We start from the raw sequence: 26,508 nt of genomic DNA on the forward strand, positions 1-26,508 counted from the left end.
TGTCAGGCGAAGGTGCAGATGCCGGGCGATGGTGCGGTACCAGGCGATGGTGCGGTACCAGGCGATGGTGCGGTGCCAGGCGATGGTGCGGTGCCAGGCGATGGTGCGGTGCCAGGCGATGGTGCATGTGCCAGGCGATGGTGCGGTGCCAGGCGATGGTGCGGTGATGGGGGATGATGGTTTAAGGGCGCTTGTCGTTGGAGGCGCTTACGAGGAGTATGGCGCGCTGAGCGCTCGTGCGTTTTGTGCGTCGGTGTGGGTTTGGTTGGAATTCCGGTGAAGGGTTCGAGGTCAGGCGATGGGACAAGAGTTGAAGTTTCGGGTGCCCCTGGAGGGAGAGGAGCAGAGCACTACGGCGCGGGCCTATGTGCAGCGGGCCTGGCCGCAGGGGAGTGCCAAAGAGGTGGAGGAGCTCTTTGCGCAGGGGGCGGTCAAGGTGGACGGCGCCAGCCTTTTTAAGCCCGACCAGGTGTTGCCGTATGAGGCCGAAGTGGAGGTTGAGGTGGGCGCTGGCGAGGAGGTGTACGGCTTGCCGGAGGCCGAGGCGCTGCTGTGGGGCGACGGTTGGGTTGTCGTGGAGAAGCCGGTGGGTTTGAAGGGGAGTATTGACCCTGAGGACCCGATGGATCCGGTGCTGTTTTTGGCCGACATGCTGGGGATTGCTCGCGAGGGCTTTACCCCGGTGTGGGAGGCGCCTGCCGGCGCGGGCGGGCCCTGGTTGCTGGCCACCGGTCAGGCCCGGGCCGAGGCGCTGGCCGGGGCGTTGGCCGCCGGAGATGTGCAGTCGACCTGGGTGGCGATTGTGCGTCGGCCTTTGCACGCTACCGGTGTCTGGGAAGCCGAGGGGGCGAAGGTCAGTTACGCGGTGACGATGACCTGGGAGGGGATCGCCGAGGTGCAGCTCAGTGTGGCGTTTGAGAAGGCGCCGGAGCGCGGGATCTATGAAGGCGTGCTGGAGGCGCTGGCGCAGGGGGGATATCCGGCTCTGGGGGATGTGGCGCGTGGTGGTTTTGCGGTGGATGGAGGCGTGCGCCTGCGTCTGGGAGCGCTCTACGGTGGGGAGGATTTTGCGAATAGTTGGCCGAGTTTGCGCTCCTGGCGGCCTTCGATTCCGGTGTGTCCGACCCCTCAGGCGTTCCAGAAGGGGGTTAAGAGTACATCGCAGGTGCGCAAGCTGGAGGTTTCGGCCCGGAGTCTGGAGTTTTTGGAAGCGGGTAAGCATCCCTGGGTGCTGCGCGATAAACACACCGGGTCGATTGAAGGCATGGAGCCCGGCGCGCCGGTTCGGCTGGTGGGGCCCCGGGGGCCGTCGGGGGTGTATGCGGTAGTCGATGGGACCGGTGAGGTGGTGGCTCGGTACTGGGGCAATGAGGCCGAGGCCGCCCAGAAGATCGATGAGGAGATCGCGCTGCGTGTGGATGAGGCAGTGGCCAAACGCGGGGAGCTGTATCGCGAGATCGGGAGCACCGATGTGTTTCGGGTGGTGCACGGGGAGGCCGACGGGCTGCCCGGGGTGCTGGTGGATCAGCTCGGTCCGGCGATGCGGGTGACGCTGACCGCGCGTTGTGGGGAGGGGCTGGCGCCGGCGGTGTATGAAGCGCTGGGGGCGCATGATCCGGACGTTATGATTCTGGCGGTGGAGCATGTGCGAGACGTGCGTGAGGCCGAGGGGAAATTGCCTCAGGCTCAGGTTGTGCGTCGCGGAGGTGGGTATCTCAAGGCCGGGGGGCGGCTGGTGGTCAAGGAGTCGGGGCTTAAGTACTGGGCCGAGCCCTGGGAGGGGATTGACGTGGGCTTCTTTGCCGATCAGCGGGCCAATCGTCTGGAGGCCGAGCGGCGTGCGAGACCAGGGCAGCGCTGGCTGAACCTTTTTTGTCATACCGGGGCGTTCAGTGTGGCACTGGCGCGGGCCGGAGCAAAGACGGTCAATGTGGATCTTTCCAAGCGCTATCTGCGTTGGCTTGATGAGAATCTGGAGCTCAACGGATTTGGGCTGGAGGGGCATCAAAACGAGGCCGTGGATGCGCGCGATTACCTTCGCCGGGCGGTGGATGATGGCGAGGTGTTTGACGGCATTATTGTCGATCCTCCCACTGCGGCGGCCGGTAGTGGGGCGTTTTGGTCGGTGCGCAAGGACTATCAGGCCTTGTTGGCGGAGTGCTTTGAGGCGCTCAAGCCCGGGGGCTCCATGCTGGTGTGTCGAAACGATCGCAAGCGTAGCGTCGGGTTGAGGGAGCTGGTGCGAGCCGCGGCGGCCGATGCCGGGAGGAAGTTATCGGAGTGGAAGGAGGCCGGGCCGGGGCCGGATTATCCGCAGCTCAAAGGGTTTGTGGAGGGGGATTCGTTTGAAGGGATCTGGGTGAGGTCGACGTGAGGCAGGGGGGGCGAGTGAGTTTCGGTGCCAGATGTCCGAACGAGTCTCAGTGCCGAGTCTCAGTGCCAGACGTCCGAACGCCCTCGAGCGCTGGTTCCACTTGAGCGCTGGTGCCCGGTGCTCGAGTGAGTGTCGGTGTTCGGTGCCCGAGTGAGTTTCGGTGCCAGATGTCCGAACGAGTCTCAGTGCCGAGTCTCAGTGCCAGATGTCCGCACGCACTTGAGCGCTGGTGCCAGGCGCTCGAGTGAGTTTCGGTGCCAGATGTCCGAACGAGTCTCAGTGCCGAGTCTCAGTGCCAGACGTCCGAACGCCCTCGAGCGCTGGTGCCCGGTGCTCGAGTGAGTTTCGGTGTTCGGTGCCCGAGTGAGTTTCGGTGCCAGATGTCCGAACGAGTCTCAGTGCCGAGTCTCAGTGCCAGACGTCCGCACGCCCTCGAGCGCTGGTGCTCGATCGGCTTTTGGCGTGTGGTGAGTGTCTGCATTGGAGTGCTGGTGCCAGGTGTTCGAAGGCGAGGGACTATTCAATGACCCGGGGGGAGGCGCCCTGTTGAATGAGGTAGCGGTAGCCGGCGGGCAGGGTGAATGTCTGGGGGGTCAAGTCAAGGTCGGGCCAGCGAATGGTCACCTCGGCCTGGCAGGCATCGCCCAGGCCGAAATGTTGGGTCAGGTCGTTCTGCATACCGAAGTGGCCGTGGCCGCCCTGGATTTCGCTGAGCTGGTGGAGGGCGGGAGTTTTGACGGTGATGTGGGCGCCGATGGCGTTGTGGTTGGTGCCGGGCGCCCCTTCGAGTTGAAGCTGAAGCCAGTTGTTTGGGGGAAGTCTGTTTTGAAAGACGCGAATGTGGGCGGAGTCCTGACAGTGGTCGCCTGCGGAGCAGCGATTTCGGGAGTGGCCGATCACAAGATCCAGGGCGCCGTCGCGGTTGAAGTCGGCGGTGGCGACGCCGTGAGCGCTGGTGAGGTCGATGCCGTCGGAGGGGCTCACGCGCTCAAAGGTTCCGTCAGGCTTCTGGTGGTAGAGGTGGGCGCGGGTGTGCGGGTAGTCGGTGGAGGCGATGAGGATGTCGAGACGTCCGTCGTTATCGAAGTCCAGAGTGGCGGCGGTGATGTCGCCGTCGTCGAAGGTGGTCTCGCGGGGGCGATCGAGGCCGGTCGCCCCGGGACCGGGGCGCGCGAAGACGAGTTCGGCATCGGCGGCGTTGTAGAGAATCTCGGAAGGATCGGAGGAGGCGCCGACATCCCAGTGGACGATTTCGGTGGTGAGGAGATCGAGGTAGCCATCGTTGTTGAGGTCGGCACAGAGGGTTGTGCCGCTGTTTCCACCCAGGCGGAAGGGTTCACGGTCCTGGGCGTGATTCCAGCGCAGGACGTCGTCGGGGGATTGGCAACGTACGCGGGGAGCGGGCACGCCCGCGCAGTCGTCGGCAGTGGGGTTGAGCTTGCAGAAGCAGCGGGCTGATTCGTTGTCGCTCCAGTCGATGCGCTGATCGAAGGCGTATCCGGAGGCAAGGGAGTGGTTGGTGTAGGTGGTCTGTTGGCCATCGAACTCGCCACGCCAGAGGTGGTTGGGGGCGCGGCCGTAGGATGCCGCCAGGAGTTCGGGGGTGCCGTCGCCATTTAGGTCACAGGCGGCGCCGGACCAGGCGTTGGAGTGGGCGCGGGCCTGGTTGAGGGTGGCGATGGAGGACCAGGGCTCGGTGAGGAGTCCGGCGGTGGCGGTGACTTCGGTAAAGGTTCCCTGACCATTTCCCAGGAGAAGCTGGTCGGCGAGTGGCCCGTTGGCCCCGGCGGCGCCATTGGCGACCCAGAGGTCGAGGTTTCCGTCGCGGTTTACGTCGGTGAGGCTTAAGCCGCCGCGCACGGCGGGAAGTCCGGCGCGTTGGAGCGCGGGTGAGGGCTCGGCCAGGATAAAGCCGCCCTGACCGTCACCGAGCAGTACCTCGGCGCCTTCGGGGGAGAGGGGCGCGGTGGTGTTGGTAAACGCGGTGACGGCGTCGAGGTTTCCGTCGTTGTTAATGTCACCAAAGACCACGGTTTCCACCGGGCGGGTGAGCGACGTGAGCTGGCGGGGAGTGAGCAGTCCGGAGGATTCGGTGCGATCCTCGAAAGTTCCATCGCCCTGATTGATCAACAGCCAGGTGTGGCGGGTCCCGTTTTCGGAAAAGTCATCGGCGCCGCCACCGGGGCGTCGGGCGATGATGTCGGGCAGGCCGTCGTGATTGACGTCTGCCACGGAGAGACGGGTGCCGATGGCGCCGGCTTCTTGAGTGCCGGCAAGTTCGGAGACGTCTTCGAAGATCGCGGTGCCAGGCGACCAGGCGGAGGGAGAGGTGCAGACTGGGGTGAGATCGAGCAGGCAGGCGACGTCGTCGGGCGCGCAGACCTGGGAGTCCGCAGAGCAGGAGAGGAGAGGGGCGCTGGCGAGCAGCCCACAGAGCGCGAAAAGGAAGGAGGTGTTGGGAGACATCGGGAGCTCGAAGCCTGGGGTGGTCCGCGGAGTGAAGGTGTCGATCCGGGCAGAAGAGCATGGTGCGGTCGCTGGCGAGAGGTTTCAAGTAGAACTTACCGTTCGGTAAGGTGGGAGGGATAAGTGGTTCAGGATGCTGGAGCTTTGCGCCGGCAGCGACGAGCTGCTAAGCTGCGTAGCTCGACTTGTTTTAAGAAAAAATCAGCGCGCGTGCTGCTGCGTCGGGCCCGATGTAGGTGCAACAACGACACTCCTATGCGGGGCTCGGATGCGGGATAGACCTGAGGAAGCGATGACTCCTGTACATGCAATGAAATGGTGGGTGCTCTGCCTGGTCGTGGTGGGAGGGCTGGTGGCCGGATGTGCCGAGGATGTTGTTGAAGAGGGGGTTGGGCCGTGCGCGGAAGGGTTGCGCTACAATCCGGTGACGGGTCTCTGCCTGGCCGCGGGTGATGAGGGGCCTGGCGAGCATGATGATGCCGGGCAGCCGTCGGATACAGGGGGGCGTCCGGATGGTGGTGATCAACCCGATGGCAGCGAGCCGGAAGATGTGGGGTCCTCTCCCGATGGTGGCAGTACCCCTGATGCCGATGCGTCTGTGGAGCCGCCGGAAGACTGTGGGCCGGGCCATGTGATCGCGCGTGTTTGCGCGACCAATGGTCAGGTGCTGGCGGCGGCTAATGCCACGATCAGCGGGGTTGACTGCGAGGGGCAGCCCTTTGAGATGAGCACGCGCACGGACAGCAGTGGCACTTTTGAGTTTGACGCGGTGCCGGCGGGCTCGCACAGCATCGTGGTCAGCTCGGGGTCGTTTTCCAGGACGTCGGCGGTGACTGTGTACGAGGGGGAAACCACCGATCTGACGGCAGATGCTGATAAGCTCTGCGTCGACGGTAGTTCGGTGCGGATCGCGGTGTTGCAGGGGCAGTATGATAATGTACGTGAGATCCTGGGTGAGCTGAACTTGAGCTACGAGTTGATGGGGCGAGATGCCAGCACGTTGGGAGGTGCGGGCGTGGAGCGGGCGCAGCATTTTTTGGAGAATGCGGCGCAGCTTAATTACTTCCGCATTCTGTTCATTGAGTGCGGTACGCTCTGGTACGATCTTCAGAGTCGGGGGGCGAATATGGGGTTGATTGCGCAGAACCTGCGTCAGTTTGTCGCCAACGGAAATAGCATTTACGCCTCGGACTGGGCGCATCCCTTTATCAGCGAGGTGTTTGAGGGGATGATTGAGTTTGAGGGCACCACCTTTGATGGAGCTCGGGTGGGGTTTGCGCCTCAGCAGCTCAATGCGACCGTGGAATCAAGTGAGATGCAGACCTTGCTCAGCGATACCAGCGCGAGCATTCGCTTTGGTGAGAGTGATATCGCCTGGGTGGTGGCACGCTCGGCGGGGCCGGGGTCGGTGGTGCACTTTAGCGCGGATGTGACGAAGTGTGCTGGTTCGCAGTGCACCAATCCTCCTTCTGCGGGGGCGGTTGTGGAGGACTCGCCGCTGCTGGTCAGCCGTCGGGAGCAGCCGAATTACGGGACGGTGGTCTTTACCTCGTTTCATAACAAGGCGCAGAGCGATCTGGGGGAAGATATGCAGCGGATTCTGGAGTTTCTGATCTTCCGATTGTGAGCCGTGGATAGAAGCGTCGCGCGGTTCCGGGAAAGCGTGCTGTTGGAGGTTGGCCAGCGGCGCGTTTTTTTGTAGGAGCGCGAGAAGCGCGTGCTTGACCGACGTGTTGGAGCGCAGATCTTGCGGTGGAAGGCTCGCTGCGGGTAAAACCCGGCTGTGAGGTAGGACTAACCCGGCGTGGCCCTTTGGGGCTTCGTGTGGCCCCGTGGGTTGCGGGGCGGTGAATTGAACGAGGAGGACGGCCATGGCCGAGTTGCGAGTACGTGGGACGGATGAAGTGTTGAGAGACGCGGCCGAGATCGATGCCTTTGTGAAGGGGTACGGGCTGGGCTATGAGCGCTGGGATATCTCCCGGTTGCATAGTGATGAGGCTCGGGCGATCCAGGCCGAGACCGAGCAGGAGCGCATTCTGAAGGTGTTTGCTGAAGAGATCGCAGCGCTTAAAGAGCGCGGTGGTTATCAGTCGGCGGACGTGATCGCGCTGACGCCCGAGACGCCCAATCTGGAAGCGCTTTTGGCGAAGTTCGACAAAGAGCATGAGCATAGCGAAGATGAAGTGCGCTTTGTGGTCGATGGCAGCGGTGTGTTCACGATTCACGGCGAAGACGACAGGGTCTTTGACGTGGAGGTGCACCCGGGCGATCTTCTGGTGGTGCCCAGTGGGACCTGGCACTGGTTTGATCTTTGCGAGGATAAGACGATCACCTGCATTCGGGTCTTTGAGTCGAAGGACGGATGGGTGGCGCATTATCGCCAGTGAGTCGCCTCCGGCGTGAAGACCGGAGACGCATTTGAGAAGCTCGCTGCGTGTGGTGCAGCGGGCTTTTTTTGTTTGGGAAGGCGAGTATGGGTGCGTGGAGAGCAAAAAGGGGTGGTGCGGGAGTCGGGTATGGGGTGTGTCTGCTGGGGCTGGTCGTCGGGGCGCTGTGCCTGTCTGGCGAGGTGGCAGCACAGTCGATCCTGGCCAGCAGCTACCGCGTGTGGGACTCGCCGCAGGGCGTCGATCCCCGACTGGCGCAGGTGCGCGAGGACGGGGAGGGCACCACGCTGCTGGTGATGACCGAAGGGGAGGGAGCAGACGCGCGCTGTGTGGTGGTGGTGGCCGATCCGCAGGAGGCGTTGAGTTATCGTTTCCGACGTGCCGGGGCGCCCTCAAGTTGTGCGGATGCGGTGGTGATGCCCGGGGGAGGGTTTGTGGTGCGGGGGGAGCGCCGCGATCTTCCGCCGGATCTGCCCGCCGGGTTTGTGGCTCGGATCGCGCGGTCGGGTGAGGAGTTGTGGGCGGTTGAAGATCGCGAGCTTCTGGATGCTCCGGAAGAGATCGGGGCGTATGTGGGGGCCTGGGAGGCGACGCTGGCGTCGGTGGCCTTTGAGCCCCGCAGCGGGCTGGTGGTGGCGCTGACGCGGGCTCGGGAGTCGGTGGGAGGGAGTGTGCGTTCCAGCGCACAGTTGCACGCGATCGATGCGGAGAGCGGCGCACTTCGCGCGGTGGGGGAGCGGCCCCTGGAGGCGCTCGGGGAGTTGGTGGAGCGGGTTGATGCTGATCCTCAGGGGGGCTTTCTCGTGACGGCTGTCGCGACGCAGCAGGGAACGCGTCGCCTTCATCGCTACGATGGCGCTGGCGGATGGCAGGCGGTGGTCCCCCGGATTTCGGGGTGGGAGGAGCGCGAGGTGGTGGGGCCGGTGCGCGCGCTGGCGGACGGCTCGATCGCGGTTTTTTGGAGGGTTCGCGGTCAGGGGCAGAGCGGGGTGACGCGTTTGCAGGGCGACGAGGTGGTGTTCGATCGGGTGTTTGACAACGAGGCGGAGCTCGACGGTCGAGTGCGTCAGCTTGATGATGTGGCGCGCGGCTGGGTCGCTGGCGAGCAGCTCGGGGTGTTTCGGATATCGAGGGAGGGGCCGCGGATCTTTGAGTTGCTTTCGGCTGAGGATGGTCGCCGGCTAGCGGTCAGTTTCTGGGATCGGTTGGCGCCGGGGCTGGTGTTGGGGCTGGTGCGAGATCGGCAGGGCGCGTTTGTAGCGCTGACCTACATTCCGACCGATGAGAGTTTGAGGGAGTATCAGCTGCGCCTGGGAGATGCGTCGGATCGGTCGCCTGGCACCGGATCGGGCGATGAGGGGGCCGGGGCTGAGGGCGGCGGTTGTGCCGTCGCCGGGAGCCGTGGCGAGGGGGCTGCGGGGTGGGTGGGCGTGGTCGGGATACTGGGGTGGTTGCGAAGGCGGCGGGCGAAGAAGAGCACGCTGTCACCGTGAGGAGGCCCGCGAGGTGTACGAAGGCCAGGCACCGTGACGCGTGGGCTCCGTGACGCGTGTTGCTGCGTACGAAGGCCAGGCACCGGTGCGTACCAAGGCCTGACACCCCGGGCAGCAATGATGGCACGTTGCCAAAGGTAGAGGGCGCACCTAAGGTGGGAGATGCCACCCGGTGATCACGCACAGACCTTCTAATGAACGGGACGCTCCATGAGTGAGGAGTTTGAACGCCAGCCCCTGGCGATTGAGAGTTTTGCGCCGAATTTGAGGATGCATGTGGGGCCTCAGGCTCCGGCGCCGATGAAGATGATGGCCGCGCGCGGGATGGTGCCGGCGCCGCCCGAGCAGCTCGTGCGGGTGTTGTATCAGCTGCATTTCGATGCGGCGTTGGCGCAGGCGGTTGCAGATGCCCTGGGAGGGATGCCCGAGGCGGTGTTGGTGCCGGCGTTGCAGACTGAGCAGCCGGCCGGGGTGCTCGACTGGATTGCTGAGCTGCGGCAGGAGGCGGCGGTGATGCAGGCGGTGGTGCTGAATAAGGGCACCGATGACCGCACGGTTGTACAGCTGGCCGGCCAGGCCAGTGCCGACGTGTGTGATGTGATCGCCAACAACCAGGTGCGTGTGCTGCGCACGCCGGGGATCATTGAGGCGCTTTACACCAACTCGCACGCGCGAATGGCGACGGTGGATAAGCTCATCGATCTGGCGCAGCGCAACGGGGTCGAGCTCGGAGGGCTGCCCGGTCTGGCCGAGGCGCTGCGGAGCGGAGAGGCGCTTGATGCGGAGGGGGGGCTGGATGATGCTGCGTTTGCCGGGGTGCTGGAGAAGGAGCGGGTCCGCACGCGGGGCGAAGAAGAGATGCTCTCAAAGCTCGACGATCCGAGCCTGACGCGTTCGGAGCGTGAGCGCCTTCAGCGCGAGATCGGTGGTGGGGATGAAGACGAGGAGGTTGTGGAGGAGCGTCGCCGCAAGGGCAGTCTCTTCAGCCAGATCGGGCAGATGAATCTGGCCCAGAAGATCCGCCTGTCGTCTGTGGGCAGTCGGGAGGCGATCAACATCCTGGTGCGGGACTCCAATAAGTTGGTGCACATGGCGGCGATTCGCTCCCCGCGTCTGCGTCCGGCGGACATCCGGCAGCTGGCCTCGAATAAATCGATCCCCGAGGGTGTCATTAAATACATCGCAATGAACCGCGACTGGACGCGGCATTACGATGTGATGGTCAGCCTGACCATGAATCCGAAGACGCCGCTGAGCGACGTGATGAGTTTTTTGAATCATCTGCGCACCAAAGATCTTCGCGATCTGACGCGCAACCGGAACGTCTCTCACCAGGTCCAGCGCATGGCCAAGTCGCTGGTGAACAAGCGCGGCGGGCGCTAAGGCGCTATCCCCACCGACTCTGAGCGAGAATATTACTGATGCATCTGAGCCTACCCCCCTGCGGGTTGTATCGCACCACCGAGGCACTGCCGGGTAAGGAGCAGTGGGTTCGGGAGAATCTGCTGGTTTATTTTCATAACCACTCTCAGCAGGGCCCCCCACTGCTCCTGTTGCCGGCGGCAAACGCGCATAACCGCTGGAGTTTTCATGAGAAGGGGTATCTGATTCGAGACCCTTCTTATGTCTCCACACTCACGCCGCTGAAGCCCGAGGGACTCTATGTGCTGGGGGAGCGGATCCACATCTCTCGCGATGAGTTCATCCCGGAGTCGACCCTGGTGCAGCTGGGGTATACGCGGGGAGCGGATCCGATTTTGTTTCTGGCGCGTTTTGGCGACAACGGGGTTCAGTTTCCGTCGAGCGGGTTGAAGTGCACGTCGGAGATTTTTGGGCTGTTGGATGACGTGAACTTTCGCACGCCGGAGTACGGGGATGACGGCATGCATTAAGGGCATGCTGGGGGAGCGGTCTTCACCGTGGTTTTAAGTACTGCGCCCGGGACCCTGGTGGTCACCGGGCGTTTTTTTGTGTGTGCGGGAGGCTGGTGAGGTGAGGAGCTGCAAGCGTGTGCGGGTGCCAGGCGTTCGGACATCGCAACGAGCGCAGTCCGGGCAAAAAAAACGCCCGAGCGCGCAGCGGCACTCGGGCGGGGGACGCTCGGCAGAAGCGTCGGGGCTCAGCTCAGGCGGGCGAGCACCAGGTCTTTGACTTTGGTGGTGTCGTAGACGCCTTTGAGGCGCGGGATGACCACGCCCATGACCTTACCCATATCTTTGCGGGATTCGGCGCCGAGCTGGTCGATGGCCTCCTGGACGATGGCGGCGGCCTCCTCATCGGAGAGCTGCTCGGGGAGGTACTCCTGGAGGGTGTCGATTTCCCGGAGTTCTTTTTCGGCGAGTTCGGGGCGGCCACCGGACTCGAAGGCCTCGGCGGACTGGCGGCGCTTTTTGACCTCGGTGGTGACGATGTCCATGATCTCGTCGTCGGTCAGGGGGCGTTTCAGGTCGATCTCTTTGTTTTTGAGGCTGGACTGCAGCATGCGCAGGGTGCTCAGACGCTCGGTCTGACGGGCTTTCATGGCGCTTTTGAGATCGTCTTTGATGCGGGCAAAAAGTTCGGACATGGGGGTATGCCTTTTAGGGACAAGAAAGTGCCGGCGCACAGGTCACCGGCGGTGTGATTAGAGACGTGTCAGGGTCTGGGCGATGCCGTCGATCATGTCTTTCTGGGCTTCGTACATCGCGGCGTCGCTGAAGATCATCATGGTGACGTTCTGGGTGCCCACGCGCACGGCGTAGCCCAGGAACTGGATTTCGCGGTCGCCGTCGTCTTCGACGATGACGGCCGAGCCGGTGCCGCGGGTACCGGGCAGGCCGTTGATGGTGGTCAGGCCGCTGTTATCGAAGTTGATGTCTTTGAATTCGACTTCGGTTTTGAGATCGTTGAGGGCGGCCTGGATGGTGTTGTCGGACTCGGAGCCGGCCAGCAGCACGGTGGTGGAGCCGTCGGGGGCGGTGGCGGAGACGGCCTCTTCGGTGCGGCGGATGTCCCAGTCGGTGGGCACGCGGAAGCGCACCGAGTAGAGATCGCTGCGGACCCACTGTCCTTCGGCGTCGGCCTGGGCGCTTTCCTCGCTCTCTTCGTTGGCTTCGGGAGTCTCCTCCTGCGTGCCTTCGGTGGGAGCCTCTTCGGCAGCCTGCTCGGGGTTCTGGTCGGCGGGGGGCTTGCTGTCGCAGGCTACGGAGGCCAGACCGAGGGCCAGGGCGATGGCGAGGGCACGAAGCGGGAGTCGCATGGGGGCTCCTGATAAGCAGAGGCGGCGGTTGCCGCGGGCTACAGACACGTTTTACAACGAAAGAGGGCTCTGTCCGGGGAATCAGGGGATTAAATCAGGTCCGGGAGAGCCGGGCGGTATGGTAGACGGTCGCCCACAGGGGCGCAAGCGATGAGCCGATGAGCGAAGTTAGTCAGATCAGTTGTCCGGAGTGTGGGGCGGAGCAGGATGCCCGGGCGCCCTTTTGTCAGCGTTGTGGTTACCGGGTGCGCCCGGCGGAGACGGTGCGCGAGGGCATGTCGGCGTTGACCCCGGAGGTGGTGGAGCGGGCGGGGATGGCGGGGACGCTGGTCAAAGGGGGAGAGGAGCCCGAACGCTGGGGAGGTGCGCAGGAGGAGGGGCGCACGGTGATGGAGGGGATGCGGGCGATCGATGCTCGGGAGCGCCCGCGGCCGGAGCGTGAGCTGCCGGTCGAGGAGGTCAGTACGGTACAGGGTGGGGGGGAAGCGACGCGCTGGCAGGTCTCGGGCGTGGTCTGGGGCTCGGCGGCGGTATGTGCGGTGGCGCTGGCGTGGGTGAGCTGGTTGCATGTTGAGCGGGCCCGGGATTTGGGGGGAGAGGGGGATGCGGTGGCGGGGGTGGAGCAGGGGCCGGTCGAGGTGGAGGGCGGGCCCTACGTGCGCGGGCTCAGCGAGCAGGCGCAGTCCTTTATGATGTTGAGTTGCCATAAGATCGAGCGTGATGAGCCCGAGCGTTGTGAGCAGGAGGTGTTGCTCAAAGGGGAGTATCCCGAGCGGACCGTGGCGGTGGAGGCGTACGCGATCGACCGTCTGGAGGTGAGTGTCGGGGCGTATCAGGCGTGCGTGGAAGAGGGGGCGTGTGAGGCGATTGATTATCAGGGGTGTGAGGTGTGGACGCCGCGGGGACTGCAGATCAGCCTGCGGGTGCCGCGAGTGCTGAAGGAGACGTCGCATCCGGTGGTGTGTGTGACGCGCGCCCAGGCGCAGGCGTATTGCGAGTGGCGGGGCGGCGGGTTGCCAACCCACGATCAGTGGGAGCGGGCGGCGCGGGGGGCGGAGGGAGGGATCTTCCCCTGGGGCGATCACTGGGAGAGTGGCGTTGCGAACTGGGGGGAGCGTGATGTTGTGGGCGGTCCGGTGGCCGGGGCGCTGGATGGATACGCGTGGACGGCGCCGGTGGGGCGTCTGGAGCAGGGCGTGAGTCCGGTCGGGGTGTGGGAGATGGCCGGGAATGTGGCGGAGTGGGTTGCCGGTGGCGATCCCCTCCGTGGGGAGGTGCGGGGAGGGAGCTGGGTGAGCCATCCTTTTGAGCTTCGAGCTACGGCGCGGGTGGAGCAGAAGACTGATGCGCGGCGCACCGATGTGGGGTTTCGGTGCGCGTACACGCGATAGGTTTGGGACTCAGGCCGCGTGACGTCGGTGGGGCGTGAATGCCTCCGGGCCGGTGGTGGTGAGGAAGGGCGCGCGGGCGCAGAGGGTGAGGCAGGCGGCGGTGAGCGCACGCAGGTCATCGGCGGTGATGTTGCGGCGGTATCCGAGATCGTCGCGGGCCTCCACGATCAGGGCGCCCTGGTCGTGGGGGGCAAGCCCGGCGTCGAGCAGGGCATCGAGCGCGTCGGGGTCGAGGTGGTCGGGGTGGCAGCGGCGCGCGCGCAGCCAGGGAGAGCGCTCGCCAGCGCCGAGGTGGGGTTGAATCATGAGGAGGGGGCCCGGGGCCTGGTCGATGATGCGCGCCAGGCGCCTGTGTCCCAGGGGCGCGAGTGCATCCGCGGGAAGGTGGCGGTTGAAAAGGGAGGCTTCCAGGCGGTGGAAGGCCTGCTCCAGCGCGGCCCAGTCCGCCGCGACGATCGGGGTGTGGGGCGCGTCGGGGGCCGGAGATGCATCGAGGTAGCTCAGGAGGATGTGGGCGCCCTGATCGCGCATAAAGGGGCGCCAGCCCGGGTGCGGGGTTCGGGCGAAGGCGCGCCAGAGGGCCGAGAGCAGATCGTCGATGAGGCTGGCGTCGATGCGAATGGGGCGAGTGGTTAGCCATAGTGCGTGATCGGGGCAGCGCAGGGCGCGTGTGGCCAGAAGTTGGCCCGGGTGCAGGGGAAGATCGTGTTCCCAGTCGGCGAGTTCGAGGAGGCGGTCGTCGATGACTCTGCGCATGACCGGGGCACCGCGTCGCATGCCCTCGATAATGTAGAGGTCGAGGCAGGCGGTGGTCAGGCCGGCCAGGAGGAGGCGGTCGGTGGGATCCAGGGAGGCCGCGTGGCGCAGGACGAGTGCGGGGAGAGAAGCCTGGCGACGAGGGCCGTCCAGGGCCAGGTGGTCCAGGCGGTGCGGGCAATCCGGGCCCTCGGGGTGAAGGCGGGCGGTGAGGCAGCGGAGGCGATCCAGGGTCAGTCGCCAGCGCCGTCGCAGCGGGTTCGGTGCGGCGGTGGGGCGGAGGGGGAGTCGGTCAGCGGAGAGGGCTTGTGGCATTGGATATCCTCGGGAGAGGCAACGCGCGCTGGCGCGGGAGCGATTGGGATAAAGGGCGTACGGCGAAGGCGCCCCTGGCGTGAGAGCGCGGGTTGAGTCGGCGCTCTGGTGCTCTCTGTTGTCGCAATCGGTGGGACGATGTTGCGTAAATGGCCGTAGATTTTTATGAAGAGAGCGACCTTTCGGTGCGTGATGGACGCCTGGCGCCGCATCCAGAGGCGAGGACGAGAAGAGACGAGCGGTGAAGATGAGTCCAATGGGAGAGGTCGAGGTGAAGTACGAGGCGGATGCGCGTGCGTTGATGGAGGCGGTCGACGCGGTGCTGGGAAGGGGGGCGTTGGATGCGGTGGCGAGTGCGGCGTTGATCGATATCCTGGGCTCCGGCGGTGCGGAGGCCGGTCGCGATGTGCGGGTGGTGCTCTGTGTGGTGGAGCATCCGGTGGTGGCCGAGGCGCTGCGCTGCGGTCGAGTGCCTGCGGAATTAGAGGCCACGATGACCGACGCGCTGGCTGCGCTGGCGCCGCTCTTCGGGAGGTGGATGGTGGCGCCTTTGCCGCAGCAGGCCGAGCGTTTACGGCAGCGTTATGATGCCGAGCTGCGCAAGTATGAGCTGGTCTGTGATCATGTGGCGCCGGCGCCGGTCGCGTCGGCAGCGCGGGTGCTGGCCAGTTACCTGGACACCTCGCCGGCGCCGCTTTTTGAGCGGAAGATGAGGCAGAGGTTTCCGGAGGCCTTCACCCGGGCGGAGGCGTTGCTCGGTGGTGAGGAGCAGGCTCTCCTATGCGGCGAGGAGGTGCTGGAGCTGCTGGCGTTTGACGAGAAAGAGGCCGGGGAGGTTGGGGAGCGTCTCGATGCGTTGCTCGCCGGGATTGCTGCGAGCCTGGAGCGGGTCGAGCCTGTGGTGCGGCGCACGCTGGCTGGCAAGAACAGCGAGGCGAAGCTGGTGGCCGGCGCCCTGGCCGCGCGTCAGGAGATGAGCGAGATGGCCAGTGGTTTGCTGGCGATGGTGGTCGAAGGGGATCGCTACGCGCCGCAGGCTGCTGTGTTTGCGGCGAAGCTCGCGCCGAGGCTGACGCTGCATGTGCTGGGGCAGTTTCTGGTGGATGTGCTCAAGTCGACCGGGGCCGATGAGGAGCATGAGCGCTATAGCGAGGCTTCGATCGTGGCCGCGCGCACGGTGTTGCCCTGGATTGGCAGTCCGCTGGGGGAGTCGAGCTACCGGGGTAAGCCCTCGGCACATGAGATTGCCGAGAAGGTGCGGCGGGCCTGGGCGGTGTTCGGGTGATCGTCGAGGGGCAGTGAAGCTCGCAGGCCTGGCACCGGTCGGGCAGTGAAGCTCGCAGGCCTGGCACCGGTCGGGCAGTGAGGATGCGAATACAAAAACGCCTCCGCAGTTCTGCGGAGGCGTTTTTGTAGGAGCGGTGCCCGTGTGCGGTGGCCTGGCACCGGGATGGAGGCGGTGCCAGGTGTGCGCTCAGTATTTTGCGCTGGTGGCCGCCGAGCTTTCGATGGGGTGCCAGGCGGTTTTGAACTCGACGAAGGGGAGGATGTGGTAGGGGCTCTGCGCGCTCACATCGGCCCAGTTATCCGCCGCGGGCGTCTCGAAGAAGTGGGTACGCTTGACGCTTTCGGCGGCCTCCACGGCGATGAGCCTGCGCTCGTCGTCGGTGGCGTCAAAGGCGGCGATGGCGTCGATGTCCATGTGCTTGGCGGCGTGTTCGATGAGCTCGTCGCGCTGGCCGGTGAGGATGTTGACCACGCCGCCGGGGAGGTCGCTGCAGTGGAGGACCTCGGCCAGATCGATGGCGATGGAGGGGTGGTCATTTTCGACGACGAGCACCAGCGCGTTGCCCGAGACGATGATCGGGGCGATGGCGGTGATCAATCCCAGGAGGGGAGCATTGCGCGGGGCAAAGGCCGTGACCACGCCGGTGGGCTCGGGGCTGGTGATGTTGAAGTGCGGAGAGGCCACCGGGTTGGTGGTGCCCATGATCTGGATGAACTTATCGGCCCAGCCGGCGTACCAGACGAGGCGATCGATGGCGGCGTTGACCTGGGCCTGGGCGGCTGCGCCCTTGATGCCGGCACGTTCCGTGAGGGCGTGCTCAAAGCTCTCCCGGCGCGATTCGAGCACTTCGGCCATACGGTAAAGGATCTGGGCGCGATTAAAGGGGGTGCGTCCGGCCCAGCCGGCCTGGGCTTTACGGGCGGCGACCACCGAGTTTCTCAGGTCTTTGCGCGAGGCGCGGCAGAAGTTGGCCACAAGCTGCCCCTTCGGGTTGTGTTCTTGGAGAAAACGTCCGCTCTCGGTACGGGGGAACGCGCCGCCGATGTAGAGCTTAAAGGTCTTGAGGACGCGCAGACGGGGGGAGTTCGATGGGGCCATTAGCGCACCTCCAGGTAGGGGAGAAGCCCGTGGAGACCACCTTCACGGCCGAAGCCGCTCTCTTTGTAGCCGCCGAAGGGGCTGGTCGGGTCGAAGCGGTTGTAGGTGTTGCCCCAGACGATGCCGGACTTCAGGGCGTTGGCCACGCGGAAGAGACGCGAGCCTTTGTCGGTCCAGATGCCGCAGGCCAGGCCGTAGGGGGTGTTGTTGGCCTTTTCGATGGCCTCCTCCGGGGTGCGGAAGGTGAGCACGCTTAAGACCGGGCCGAAGATCTCCTCGCGGGCGATGCGGTGGGAGGGGGTGACTTCGGTGAAGACGGTGGGGCGGAAGAAGAAGCCCTTTTCGGGAAGAGCGCAGGAGGGCTGGAAGATCTGGGCGCCCTCTTGCTCGCCGGCGGCGACCAGCTCCTGGATGCGGGAGAGCTGCTCGCGGGAGTTGATGGCGCCGACGTCGGTGTTTTTATCCATCGGGTCGCCGACGATGAGGGTGGAGACCCGGTGACGCAGCTTCTGCAGGACCTCGTCGGCGATGTTTTCCTGAACGAGGAGGCGGCTGCCTGCGCAGCAGACGTGCCCCTGGTTGAAGAAGATGCCGTTGATGATGCCCTCGACGGCCTGATCGATGGAGGCGTCGTCGAAGATGATGTTGGCGCCTTTGCCGCCGAGCTCCAGGGTGAGTCGTTTGCGGGAGCCGGCCAGGGAGCGCTGGATGATTTTGCCGACGCCGGTGGAACCGGTGAAGGCGATCTTATCGACGTCGGGGTGGTTGACGATGGCGGCCCCGGTTTGACCGGCGCCGTTGACGAAGTTCACCACGCCGGGGGGCAGGTCGGCCTCCTGGATGATTTCGGCGAGCATCATCGCGGTCAGGGGCGTGGTTTCGGCGGGCTTGATGACGATGGTGTTGCCGGCGGCCAGGGCCGGGGCGATCTTCCAGGCGGCCATCAAGAGGGGGAAGTTCCAGGGGATGATCTGGCCGGCCACGCCGAGGGAGGAGGGGCGGGCGCCGGGCAGGGCGTAATCGAGTTTATCGGCCCAGCCCGCGTAGTAGAAGAAGTGGGCGGCGGCCAGGGGGATGTCGATGTCGCGGGACTCGCGGATGGGTTTGCCGCCGTCGAGGGTTTCGGCGACGGCCAGGGCGCGGGCCTTCTCCTGGATCATGCGGGCGATGCGGTAGATGTACTTGGCGCGTTCGGCGCCGGGCATCGTCTTCCAGTGCTTGTCGTAGGCGTTGCGCGCGGCGTTGACCGCGGTATCGACGGTGGCCTCATCAGCGGCGGCGACTTCGAAGAGTTTTTCTTCGGTGGCCGGGTTGATGGAGTCGAAGTGGTTTTCGCCTTCGACAAAGGTGCCGTTGATGAAGTGGCCGTAGCGCTCTTTGATGGTGAGATGGTCGCGCGACTCTGGCGCCGGGGCGTAATCCCAGAGGTCACCAAAGAGGAGGTCGCGCACTGAGGTGTTGGCCGTCTTACCCATAAGATCGTTCTCCGTGGCGTGTCAGGCAGAGCAAAAGGTCGGGGACTTCGCAGTCAGGGCGAAGCAAATCAAAGGGAGCGGTCTCAGCTCAGGCTTAAGTAGCGATCGGAGTGGTAGCGGCCGGTGCGCTGCTTTTCGAGTTGCATGAGCACGCTGTTGAGCAGCGAGGAGGCGCCAAAGCGGAACCAGTCCGGAGAGAGCCAGGCGTCGCCCAGGGTTTCCTTGACCATGGCCAGGTAGTGCAGGGCCTGTTTGGCTTCGCGGATGCCGCCGGCGGGCTTCATGCCGACCATTTTTCCGGTTTTGATGAAGTGATCGCGGATGGTCTCCAGCATCACCAGGGTCACCGGCATGGTGGCGCCGGGGGAGACTTTTCCGGTGGAGGTTTTGATAAAGTGCGCGCCAGCATCAATGGCGATCTGGCTGGCCAGGCGCACGTTGTCATAGGTCTGCAACTCGCCGGTTTCCAGGATGACCTTGAGGTGGGCCGGGCCGCAGGCCTGTCGGATGGCGCGGATTTCTTCGTCGATCTTATGGTAGTGGCCGGCCAGGAAGTCGCCGCGGCTGATGACCATGTCGATCTCGTCGGCGCCGGCTTCGACGGCGCGGCGGACCTCATCGGTGCGTTCTTTCAGGGAGGCCTGTCCGCTGGGGAAGTACGTGGCCACGGAGGCGACTTTGATGGCGGTGCCCTGGAGCTCGCGTTTGGCGATGGGGACCATGGTCGGGTAGACGCAGACCGCGGCGACCTGAGGGCAGTCGGAGCCGGCCAGCGGGGAGCGGGCCTTCTGGCAGAGCATCTGGACTTTGCCCGGGGTGTCCATGCCCTCCAGGGTGGTCAGGTCGATCATGGAGGCGGCGAGCTTAAGGCCTTTGATCTTGGCGTCTTTTTTGATGCTGCGCGTTTTGAACCTGGCGGCGCGTTCTTCGACGGCGACAGCGTCGACCGAGGGGACGCGGGGGACCACAAAGGAGTTGGTCATGGGGGAGCACCCTGGGATGGAGAAAGCGAAGGAAAAAGGGGCGGTATGTTTGCAGGGGGAAGGTAGCCGAGCGCGCCAAATGTGACAAGGAGGTGGCGTGGCGCGCGGGCGCGGTTTGACAGGGAAGGGTGTGGTTCTTAGCGTCGCCGAGGTGGTCCCTGCAGGCCGGGGGTGACGGGTGGATGCGCAGCGGGAGTTGGGTTGATGTGGGAAGACGATCCCTTTGGTGGCATGGAGCAGCAGGCTCTGGAGGAGCTTTCGGAGGCGGTGCGCGAGGAAGATGCCTCCCAGGCGTGGAGTACCCCGGGGGTGCTCAGCCAGGTGATAGGGCAGGTGAGCTGTGCGGTGGCCGAGCGGCGATGCTCCGGGTTGTGGCTGATCGATACCACGCAGCTTGAGGGGTGGGAGCGTCAGCAGGGGGCGGGAGCGTTTGATGGGTTTATGGGGAGGCTATTTGAGGCCGTGGAGCGGGCGAAGGGGGAGCGGGATGTGGTCTGCCTGGAGGGAGAGGGCGGCGATACGGTGGTCGTGTTTGTGATGGGGGATGCATTTCTGGGGGAGCGGGAGATGGCGCGGCTGAGCACGGAGCTGCTCGGCGGGTTTGAACGGGGCCAGATGGTGATGGAACAGGCGTTGGAGCGGGTCGCGCTGGGAAGCGCCATGGTGTTGCCCAATGCGTCGGTGGATCCCCGGCGACAGGTCTATCGGGCGATTCGTCGGGCGCGGGGCGAGGCGCAGGAGGCCTACCATGATCAGCAGCGTCGCCGCAGCCGGGTGGTAGGGCATCTGATCGCGCAGCGGAAGATCAGGACGTTGTATCAGCCGGTGGTGCGTCTGAAGGACCGGCGTGTGGAGGGGTACGAGGCGCTGAGTCGCGCCGATGGCGGAGAGGCCCAGCGTTTGGGAGTGCATCTCTTTGTGGCGGCGTCTCGGGCGGAGCTGGAGGGGGAGCTTGATCAGGCCTGCCGGATGCTCTCCGTGGAGCGTCGCCCGCCGATCGGGGAGGAGGGGCGGCTCTTTTTGAATTGCCTTCCGCCGACCTTTTATGCGTCGAATCCGGAGTTGAAAGCGTTGCTGCAGGGGTGGGGGGAGTCCGGGATGCGGCCGGAGCAACTGGTTTTTGAGGTGACCGAGCAGATCACCTACGAGCAGTTTGTAAGGATCATGCCTACGGTGCGTACCTTGAGAGAGGAGGGGTATCGGTTTGCGCTAGATGATGTGGGCACCGGAGCGGCGAACCTGCGTCTTCTGGCCGAGCTGGAGCCAGACTACATCAAGATGGATCTGGAGCTGACCCGCGGCATTGCCCGAAGCGAGCGCAAGCGGGCGCTGGCGCACTACCTCCAGGAGTTGGCGATACGAAGCGGGGCGGAGCTGATCGCCGAAGGGATTGAAACCTTTGATGATCTGGAGGTGCTGGAGTCTTTGGGGGTGGCGCTGGGGCAGGGGTATTTGCTCGGGGAGCCTCGGGAGGCCAGCGCCTGGTGGGAGACCATGGGTGAGGCGCTTTTGAGCGATGATGCATGAGCCGGAGGGGGTGAGATGACGCGCTGGGTGATTCGAGACGTGATGGTTTTTGGTGATGGCGAGCGTCGAGAGGCCGATGTGCTGATCGATGGCGAGCGTATTGCCCGGGTGGGGGATGTGGGGGATGTGGGTGCGGCCGAGGAGGTTGGCGGGCAGGGGTTGTGGTTGTGGCCGGGGGTGATCGACGCCCATGTTCATTTTCGTGAGCCGGGGCCCACGCATAAAGAGGACTGGGAGAGCGGGAGCGCGGCGGCGGTCAGCGGTGGGGTGACCAGCGTGATCGAGATGCCCAACACCAGGCCGGCAACGACCACGGTGGCCCGGCTTCGTGAGAAGCGGAGGCGGGCGCTGGCGAAGTCCCGCTGCAATGTGGGGCTCTTCTTTGGGGCAGGGCCGGATAATCTGGAGGAGATCGTGGCCTCGCGCGACGAAGAGGCGGTGGCCGGGTTAAAGATCTTTATGGCCGATTCCACCGGAGATCTGCTGGTGTATCGCACCGAAGACCTGGAGCGGATCTTTGAGGTGTACGAGGGGCGGATCAGCGTGCATGCCGAGGATGAGCGTCGGATGCGGGAGCGCAAGGCGCTCTTTGCCGGGCACGAAGAGCCGAGCGTGCACTCGGAGATTCGCGACGCCGAGACGGCCGCGCGGGCGGTGGCGCAGGCCGGCGATCTGGCACGTCACTACGGCAGGCGTCTTCATGTGCTTCATGTGTCGACGCGCGCGGAGCTCGCTGCGCTGCGGGAAGCCCAGGAGGGCGCACTGACCGAGGGGCGTGGCGCCCGGATCACCGGCGAAGTCTGCCCGCACCATCTGTTTCTGGATGTGCACGATTACGAGCTGTGGGGCACACGCGTGCAGATGAATCCGCCTCTTCGTCAGGTCGAGGATCGTGAGGCGATGTGGGAGGCCCTTGAGCATGGGGAGATCGCCATGATTGCCACCGACCATGCGCCGCATACGCCCGAAGAGAAGGCTCATCCCTACGGGCAGGCGCCCAGCGGGGTGCCGGGGGTGGAGTTGAGCCTGCCGCTGATGCTGGATGCCGCATTTCGAGGGTTGTGCCGTTATGAAGATGTGGTGCGGTGGATGTGCGAGGGGCCGGCGGCGGTGCACGGCATCCTCGATCGGGGGCGAGTGGAGGCGGGGGCCTATGCCGATCTGGTGCTCATCGACCCGCGGATGATGCGACGGGTGTACGATCATGATCAGCGTACGCGTTGCGGGTGGAGTCCTTATGCCGGGCGCGATCTGACAGGGTGGCCGGTGATGACCTGGGTGAATGGCGAGGTGGTGTTCCGGCGTCAGGACCGTGGTGCCGGTGATGTTGTGAGCAAGGGAGGGCAGGGGATGGGGCTGTCGTTCGAAGCGTAGTCTGGTGTGGCCCTGGTGCCAGGCGTGCGATCGTGAGGATCTGGTGCCAGGCGAGCGATCGTCGGTCGCGCATAAAAAAAAGGCCGCCCTGTAGGGCGGCCTTTCTTTTATCTTATGAAGTGCCCGCGATGGGCGACGGCGTGATTATCGGATGCCATGGTTGCATTCGAAGCCCATGGGACGGGGCTCGGAATGGGGCGAGCGAATCACGCGGATGTTCTGCCCATTTTGATTGAGCACTTCGATCTGGCGCTGCGCCTTCTGATTTCGCTCAACGTGGTTTTGCTTCATCAGGCGGTTGGTGTGGGCTGCGGAGGTGACCGTCTCCACACACTGATGATGCATGTCAGCCATGGGCATGGCCTGGCGGCAGATCTCGTCAATGGTTTCGCCGCGGAAGTGGTCGGAGAGTTTGGCGACACTCTGGCGGGTCAACGCGGAGACGTTATCCGGGTTGCCGGAATCGATGCTTTCGAAGAGCACCGTGGCCCCCGCAATTTCCAGGGCGGTGTGCTCATCAGCATGGTTCATCCGGTTGAGGCAGCCATTGTACTGCTGGCGCAGATCGGCAAAGCGCTTGAGGGCTTCGAAACGGTCCAGACCATGAGCCTTCTGGGCGATAGCGTACTCCACGAAGAGGCCCGTGTGGAGGGTCTCGCAGGTGTTGGGGCTCAGCGAGAGGGAACGCAGGTAGAGGCTTCGAGCATCCTTGAGGGGGATGGCGCGCTGGTCCCAGAGGCTCGCCCAGGCCAGGTTGTTGGCCATGGTTCCGGTTCGCTGAACCTGCACGTTTTGGAGGCCGCGTTGCAGGGTGTCGATGGCCTGGCCGTAGAGCCCTTGCTCAATGAGGTGGTAGCCCTGGATGTTGAAGAGGACTTCGGAGCGTGGGTAGTGGGTGAGCGCTTCCTGAGTAATCTCGACGACGCTGCTGGATTGGGCCTGCTGCTCAAAGCAGAGGGCGTAGTGGATCCAGGCGTTCTCAGACCAGTTATGCTGATCGTTGCCAAAGTGATCGAAGACCACATCGCAGGAGGCGTTGGACGCGATGGTCTGGTCCGGCGAGAGGTCGGCCCGGTTAAGGTCGGAGGATTTTGCCGAGTGGTATGCGGCAGTTCCCAGGACGGTAAAAACGTAGAGCGAGACGACAGCGACGGTGGCTGGCGCCGCGCTGGTGAGGATCGTCCGAGGGGTGATAGCCATAGCCAAATCTCCTTGCGCTAACTGGGTCCAGAACTCGCCGGCGATGCGACCTTAAAAAGATAGAGGAATGGCCGAGTTAACTCAAACTGCGGGGCGCATTTCTCTGAGAGGTGCCCGCGGCAGGCATGCAATGCCAGGATTGAACCTAAGCGGCGATGGCGTCAGTTCCAGTCGGCAGGGCAACGAAAGACGCGGTGCGGGCACCTGAGAAAAGCAACGGGGACTGTTTGGAGATTTGTTCCCCGGGGAGAGCCGATCCGAAGGGGGCGCTGGCGGTTATTCGGGATCAGGTTCGGCCCAGCCTTCGATGTTGCGCTGGCGGCCGCGGGCCACGCCCAGGGCGCGGTCAGGGACGTCTTCGGTGAGTGTGGAGCCGGCGCCTACGTAGGCGCCGGCGCCGATCGAGATCGGTGCAACCAGCGCGGTGTTGGAGCCGATGAACGCGCCGGGTCCGATGGTGGTGCGGTGCTTGTTTTTGCCGTCGTAGTTGCAGGTGATGGTGCCGGCTCCGACGTTGGCGCCGGCGCCCACCTGTGCGTCGCCCAGGTAGGTCAGGTGGCTGGCTTTGGCGCCTTCTTCCATGCGGGATTTTTTGATTTCGACAAAGTTGCCAACCTTGCATCCGGGGCCGATGTCGGCGCCGGGGCGAAGGTGCGCAAAGGGGCCGATGCTGGCGTCGGCCTCAACCCGGGCCTGATTGAGGTAGCAGTGAGCGAGCAGGCGCGCGCCGGGGCCGATGTGGCTGTCGGTGATGCGGCAGCCCTGCTCAATGTAGGCGCCGGAGGCGATGTGGGAGGTTCCGCAGATGGAGACGTCGGGCTCCAGCACCACGTCGGGTTCCAGCGTGGCGGTGGGCTCGATGAGGGTGCGCGCCGGGTCGATGAGGGTGACACCGGCCTTCATCCAGCGCTCCAGGGTGCGGGTGCGCACGTAGGCGGTAGCGCGGGCTAGATCGAGGCGGTCGTTGACCCCCTGGATAAGCTCCGGGGTGGGCACCGGCCAGGCCCGGGCTTGCTCTTTGCGGGCGGCCAGGGCTACCAGATCGGTCAGGTAGTACTCGTTTTGGGCGTTGTTGGTGCCGGCTTCCATGATGGCCGGGATGGCTTCACGCAAGAAGGAGGTGCGGGCCAGGTAGATGCCGGCGTTGATCTCGGTGATGAGGCGCTGATCTTCGGAGGCGTCTTTGTACTCGACGATGGCGCTTAAGTGCCCGTTGGTCGAGCGGATGATGCGACCGTAGGAGGCCGGATCTTTGAGGATCGCGGTCATCACCGCGAGGTCGCAACCCGACGCGGCCGCAGCGTTGATGAAGTCGCGCAGAGTTTGGGCGTCGAGGTTGGGAACATCGCCCGAGAGAATGAGCGTGTAGGGGAGGTCGGGGTCCAGGGCGTCCAGGGCGCAGGCGACCGCGTGGGCCGTGCCGAGTTGCTCGTTCTGCACGGCCACGCGGATCTGATCGGCGTAGGGTTGGGCGTTGAGCCAGGCTTCGACCCGTTCGCGCTGATGCCCCAGAATGGGGATGATCTGCCTGGAGCCGGCGGCCAACGCCGCCTGGGTGACGTGACCGAGGAGCGGCGTGCCCAGGAGAGGGTGGAGCACCTTGATGGTGTCCGAGCGCATGCGCGTGCCCATGCCGGCGGCGAGGATCAGCGACTGAAAGGGGGTCGAAGGGGTCATGGCTCTCCCGTGTAGGAAAAGCGCCGGGCTCTTCGACGGCCGCTGCCCGACGGTGGGTTAGATGCAAGCGCCAGGGCGCTGAAGACAGGTGTTATTCGGCCGGAGTGGGCTGCTCGGTGTCGGTTTCGCTCGGAGCGTCGGTGTCGGGGGCTTCGGCGCGCTGATCCTCGGGCTGGATCGGGTAGATGGTGGGGGTGCGGGCGTCGGCGCTGGCTTTTTGGAAGGCGATTTCCTGGGCGACGCGAGGATCGGTGATGGCCTTTTCGCCCGAGGTGGTTTCGAAGTCGCGGACCAGGGCGTCGAATTCGGCGCAGGCCTGGGCGGTGACGGTGCGCTTTTTGCGGTAGGGCATGAACGCCGATTTAAAGCCGTCGATCATCAGTTTGCGCAGGTCACCGATGTTGAGATCGTAGTGCTGGACCGCGCGCCAGTACTCGTCGGTCATGGTGGTATCGGTGATCAGGCGGTTGTCGGTGTTGATCGTGCAGCGCAGGCCGTAGCTCATGTAGAAGGGCAGCGGGTGGGATTCAAAGCTCTTGGCCGCGCGGGTCTGCACGTTGCTGGTCAGGCAGACTTCCAGCGGGATGCGCAGATCGTTGACGAAGTTGAGCAGGTCGCCGTCTTCGCGAAGGCGGGTGCCGTGACCGATGCGGTGGGCGCCGCCCATATGAATGGCCTGGTGGACGGATTCCGGGCCGTAGGCTTCGCCGGCGTGAATGGTGAGGTTCACGTTGTTGTTGCGGATCAGGTAGAAGGCCTCGCGGTAGTCCTTGGCCGGGTTGTCGGCTTCGGCGCCGGCGAGGTCAAAGCCGACGACGCCGCGGTTTTTGAAGGCCACACAGAGTTCGGCCATGCGCAGCGAGCTCTCCGGGGTCATGTGTCGGATGCCGCAGATGATCTGTCCGCTCATCAAACCGTAGCGCCGCTTGGCTTCGCGCAGGCCCTCGGCGACCGCTTCGACGATGACCGGGTAGGAGAGCCCGTTGCGGGTATGGAGGAGCGGTGAGTAGCGCACCTCCATGTATTTGACGTTTTCGCGGGCGGCGTCTTCGCCCAGTTCAAAGGCCGCGCGGTAGAGGGACTCCTCGGTCTGCATGACGCTTAAGGTGACGTCGAAAGCTTTGAGGTAGTCGGTGAGGTCTTCGCAGATGGCGCCGATGTTGATCGCCCGGGCCAGTTCGTCTTCGGACTGAGGGTTGCCCGGCAGAGCGATGCCTTCTTTTTCGGCCAACTCAAGGATGGTGGAGAGCCGCATACTGCCGTCGAGGTGGACGTGCAGGTCGGTTTTGGGCATGCGGTGGATAAAGTCACGAGTGATTTTCATAGTGCCATCCTTTTCTAAAGTGCGGGCCGGCGTGCGCGGGGGCGCGGGCGCGTCGCGAAGTTGCAGAGTTCTACTGATAGTACCGGGATTTGTCGAGCGCGCAGCGAGGCAGGGCCGGGCCCGGGTTAGAGGGAAGAAGGAG

General features: G+C 64.7%; 20 protein-coding genes. 10 read left to right on the plus strand and 10 right to left on the minus strand.

The window, feature by feature from the left end:
* Positions 1-298 precede the first annotated feature (298 nt).
* On the plus strand, positions 299-2,374 hold the full coding sequence (locus tag DL240_RS07125; RefSeq protein ID WP_111729169.1) for a class I SAM-dependent rRNA methyltransferase: 2,076 nt from the start codon (positions 299-301) through the stop codon (positions 2,372-2,374).
* A gap of 516 nt (positions 2,375-2,890) precedes the next feature.
* Here DL240_RS07125 and DL240_RS07130 read toward each other — a convergent pair.
* The gene (locus tag DL240_RS07130) at positions 2,891-4,840 is read right to left on the minus strand and encodes a CRTAC1 family protein (protein ID WP_111729170.1); all 1,950 of its coding nucleotides are present in this window, start codon (positions 4,838-4,840) and stop codon (positions 2,891-2,893) included.
* Positions 4,841-5,132: 292 nt separating this feature from the next.
* Here DL240_RS07130 and DL240_RS07135 point away from each other — a divergent pair, with 292 nt between their 5' ends.
* The 5 genes from DL240_RS07135 (at position 5,133) to DL240_RS07155 (ending at position 10,612) form a co-directional block, all read left to right on the plus strand.
* On the plus strand, positions 5,133-6,467 hold the full coding sequence (locus tag DL240_RS07135; RefSeq protein ID WP_158542420.1) for a carboxypeptidase-like regulatory domain-containing protein: 1,335 nt from the start codon (positions 5,133-5,135) through the stop codon (positions 6,465-6,467).
* A gap of 244 nt (positions 6,468-6,711) precedes the next feature.
* The gene (locus DL240_RS07140) at positions 6,712-7,227 is read left to right on the plus strand and encodes a 1,2-dihydroxy-3-keto-5-methylthiopentene dioxygenase (RefSeq protein WP_111729172.1); all 516 of its coding nucleotides are present in this window, start codon (positions 6,712-6,714) and stop codon (positions 7,225-7,227) included.
* An 86-nt stretch (positions 7,228-7,313) separates the two neighbouring features.
* The gene (locus tag DL240_RS07145; protein ID WP_146618159.1) at positions 7,314-8,720 is read left to right on the plus strand and encodes a hypothetical protein; all 1,407 of its coding nucleotides are present in this window, start codon (positions 7,314-7,316) and stop codon (positions 8,718-8,720) included.
* A gap of 210 nt (positions 8,721-8,930) precedes the next feature.
* A complete protein-coding gene (locus DL240_RS07150) occupies positions 8,931-10,103 on the plus strand; it encodes a hypothetical protein (protein ID WP_111729174.1) in 1,173 nt (390 codons plus the stop codon).
* A gap of 38 nt (positions 10,104-10,141) precedes the next feature.
* Positions 10,142-10,612, plus strand: coding sequence for a hypothetical protein (locus tag DL240_RS07155; RefSeq protein ID WP_111729175.1), 471 nt, complete (start codon positions 10,142-10,144; stop codon positions 10,610-10,612).
* A gap of 227 nt (positions 10,613-10,839) precedes the next feature.
* Here DL240_RS07155 and DL240_RS07160 read toward each other — a convergent pair whose 3' ends face one another.
* The gene (locus tag DL240_RS07160; protein WP_111729176.1) at positions 10,840-11,286 is read right to left on the minus strand and encodes a GatB/YqeY domain-containing protein; all 447 of its coding nucleotides are present in this window, start codon (positions 11,284-11,286) and stop codon (positions 10,840-10,842) included.
* Positions 11,287-11,343: 57 nt separating this feature from the next.
* Positions 11,344-11,958: a hypothetical protein gene (locus DL240_RS07165; protein WP_111729177.1), complete on the minus strand. Its 615-nt coding sequence runs from the start codon at positions 11,956-11,958 to the stop codon at positions 11,344-11,346.
* A 398-nt stretch (positions 11,959-12,356) separates the two neighbouring features.
* On the opposite strand from DL240_RS07165, the gene DL240_RS20950 reads away from it, so the two are divergent.
* Complete coding sequence (locus DL240_RS20950; RefSeq protein WP_488253866.1) at positions 12,357-13,349, plus strand: formylglycine-generating enzyme family protein; 993 nt, start codon at positions 12,357-12,359, stop codon at positions 13,347-13,349.
* A gap of 9 nt (positions 13,350-13,358) precedes the next feature.
* On the opposite strand, the gene DL240_RS07175 is transcribed toward DL240_RS20950, so the two are convergent.
* Positions 13,359-14,420 carry a hypothetical protein gene (locus tag DL240_RS07175; protein ID WP_158542421.1) on the minus strand — a complete coding sequence of 354 codons (1,062 nt, stop codon included), beginning with the start codon at positions 14,418-14,420 and terminating at the stop codon, positions 13,359-13,361.
* 247 nt (positions 14,421-14,667) lie between these two features.
* On the opposite strand from DL240_RS07175, the gene DL240_RS07185 reads away from it, so the two are divergent.
* Entirely contained in the window at positions 14,668-15,705 is a 1,038-nt protein-coding gene (locus DL240_RS07185; RefSeq protein WP_146618160.1) for a hypothetical protein, read from the plus strand.
* Between the two features lie 189 nt (positions 15,706-15,894).
* Here DL240_RS07185 and DL240_RS07190 read toward each other — a convergent pair whose 3' ends face one another.
* The 3 genes from DL240_RS07190 to deoC form a co-directional block, all read right to left on the minus strand.
* Complete coding sequence (locus DL240_RS07190) at positions 15,895-16,806, minus strand: aldehyde dehydrogenase family protein (RefSeq protein ID WP_111729181.1); 912 nt, start codon at positions 16,804-16,806, stop codon at positions 15,895-15,897.
* Entirely contained in the window at positions 16,806-18,281 is a 1,476-nt protein-coding gene (locus DL240_RS07195) for an aldehyde dehydrogenase family protein (protein ID WP_111729182.1), read from the minus strand. The genes DL240_RS07190 and DL240_RS07195 overlap by 1 nt, the downstream gene beginning before the upstream one ends.
* 83 nt (positions 18,282-18,364) lie before the next feature.
* Positions 18,365-19,264 carry a deoxyribose-phosphate aldolase gene (deoC, locus tag DL240_RS07200; protein WP_111729183.1) on the minus strand — a complete coding sequence of 300 codons (900 nt, stop codon included), beginning with the start codon at positions 19,262-19,264 and terminating at the stop codon, positions 18,365-18,367.
* A 204-nt stretch (positions 19,265-19,468) separates the two neighbouring features.
* Here deoC and DL240_RS07205 point away from each other — a divergent pair, with 204 nt between their 5' ends.
* Both DL240_RS07205 and pyrC read left to right on the plus strand, forming a co-directional pair.
* The gene (locus DL240_RS07205) at positions 19,469-20,791 is read left to right on the plus strand and encodes an EAL domain-containing protein (RefSeq protein ID WP_111729184.1); all 1,323 of its coding nucleotides are present in this window, start codon (positions 19,469-19,471) and stop codon (positions 20,789-20,791) included.
* A gap of 15 nt (positions 20,792-20,806) precedes the next feature.
* Entirely contained in the window at positions 20,807-22,165 is a 1,359-nt protein-coding gene (pyrC, locus tag DL240_RS07210) for a dihydroorotase (protein WP_111729185.1), read from the plus strand.
* Positions 22,166-22,309: 144 nt separating this feature from the next.
* On the opposite strand, the gene DL240_RS07215 is transcribed toward pyrC, so the two are convergent.
* From DL240_RS07215 to add, 3 genes are all read right to left on the minus strand, one after another.
* Positions 22,310-23,365 (minus strand): hypothetical protein, encoded by a 1,056-nt coding sequence (locus tag DL240_RS07215; RefSeq protein ID WP_111729186.1) that lies wholly within the window; start codon positions 23,363-23,365, stop codon positions 22,310-22,312.
* A 276-nt stretch (positions 23,366-23,641) separates the two neighbouring features.
* The gene (gene glmU, locus DL240_RS07220; protein ID WP_111729187.1) at positions 23,642-25,042 is read right to left on the minus strand and encodes a bifunctional UDP-N-acetylglucosamine diphosphorylase/glucosamine-1-phosphate N-acetyltransferase GlmU; all 1,401 of its coding nucleotides are present in this window, start codon (positions 25,040-25,042) and stop codon (positions 23,642-23,644) included.
* 91 nt (positions 25,043-25,133) lie between these two features.
* Positions 25,134-26,366, minus strand: coding sequence for an adenosine deaminase (add, locus tag DL240_RS07225; protein ID WP_111729188.1), 1,233 nt, complete (start codon positions 26,364-26,366; stop codon positions 25,134-25,136).
* Positions 26,367-26,508 lie beyond the last annotated feature (142 nt).

Source organism: Lujinxingia litoralis, assembly GCF_003260125.1.
In the GTDB taxonomy this organism is placed as follows: Bacteria; Myxococcota_A; Bradymonadia; order Bradymonadales; family Bradymonadaceae; genus Lujinxingia; species Lujinxingia litoralis.

What these genes read in the sequence shown, in the direction of transcription:
- DL240_RS07125 (WP_111729169.1), top strand. Translation starts at nt 299, where the DNA reads ATGGGACAAGAGTTGAAGTTTCGGGTGCCCCTGGAGGGAGAGGAGCAG.
- DL240_RS07130 (WP_111729170.1), bottom strand. Translation starts at nt 4,840, where the DNA reads ATGTCTCCCAACACCTCCTTCCTTTTCGCGCTCTGTGGGCTGCTCGCC.
- DL240_RS07135 (WP_158542420.1), top strand. Translation starts at nt 5,133, where the DNA reads ATGACTCCTGTACATGCAATGAAATGGTGGGTGCTCTGCCTGGTCGTG.
- DL240_RS07140 (WP_111729172.1), top strand. Translation starts at nt 6,712, where the DNA reads ATGGCCGAGTTGCGAGTACGTGGGACGGATGAAGTGTTGAGAGACGCG.
- DL240_RS07145 (WP_146618159.1), top strand. Translation starts at nt 7,314, where the DNA reads ATGGGTGCGTGGAGAGCAAAAAGGGGTGGTGCGGGAGTCGGGTATGGG.
- DL240_RS07150 (WP_111729174.1), top strand. Translation starts at nt 8,931, where the DNA reads ATGAGTGAGGAGTTTGAACGCCAGCCCCTGGCGATTGAGAGTTTTGCG.
- DL240_RS07155 (WP_111729175.1), top strand. Translation starts at nt 10,142, where the DNA reads ATGCATCTGAGCCTACCCCCCTGCGGGTTGTATCGCACCACCGAGGCA.
- DL240_RS07160 (WP_111729176.1), bottom strand. Translation starts at nt 11,286, where the DNA reads ATGTCCGAACTTTTTGCCCGCATCAAAGACGATCTCAAAAGCGCCATG.
- DL240_RS07165 (WP_111729177.1), bottom strand. Translation starts at nt 11,958, where the DNA reads ATGCGACTCCCGCTTCGTGCCCTCGCCATCGCCCTGGCCCTCGGTCTG.
- DL240_RS20950 (WP_488253866.1), top strand. Translation starts at nt 12,357, where the DNA reads ATGCGGGCGATCGATGCTCGGGAGCGCCCGCGGCCGGAGCGTGAGCTG.
- DL240_RS07175 (WP_158542421.1), bottom strand. Translation starts at nt 14,420, where the DNA reads ATGCCACAAGCCCTCTCCGCTGACCGACTCCCCCTCCGCCCCACCGCC.
- DL240_RS07185 (WP_146618160.1), top strand. Translation starts at nt 14,668, where the DNA reads ATGAGTCCAATGGGAGAGGTCGAGGTGAAGTACGAGGCGGATGCGCGT.
- DL240_RS07190 (WP_111729181.1), bottom strand. Translation starts at nt 16,806, where the DNA reads ATGGCCCCATCGAACTCCCCCCGTCTGCGCGTCCTCAAGACCTTTAAG.
- DL240_RS07195 (WP_111729182.1), bottom strand. Translation starts at nt 18,281, where the DNA reads ATGGGTAAGACGGCCAACACCTCAGTGCGCGACCTCCTCTTTGGTGAC.
- deoC (WP_111729183.1), bottom strand. Translation starts at nt 19,264, where the DNA reads ATGACCAACTCCTTTGTGGTCCCCCGCGTCCCCTCGGTCGACGCTGTC.
- DL240_RS07205 (WP_111729184.1), top strand. Translation starts at nt 19,469, where the DNA reads ATGTGGGAAGACGATCCCTTTGGTGGCATGGAGCAGCAGGCTCTGGAG.
- pyrC (WP_111729185.1), top strand. Translation starts at nt 20,807, where the DNA reads ATGACGCGCTGGGTGATTCGAGACGTGATGGTTTTTGGTGATGGCGAG.
- DL240_RS07215 (WP_111729186.1), bottom strand. Translation starts at nt 23,365, where the DNA reads ATGGCTATCACCCCTCGGACGATCCTCACCAGCGCGGCGCCAGCCACC.
- glmU (WP_111729187.1), bottom strand. Translation starts at nt 25,042, where the DNA reads ATGACCCCTTCGACCCCCTTTCAGTCGCTGATCCTCGCCGCCGGCATG.
- add (WP_111729188.1), bottom strand. Translation starts at nt 26,366, where the DNA reads ATGAAAATCACTCGTGACTTTATCCACCGCATGCCCAAAACCGACCTG.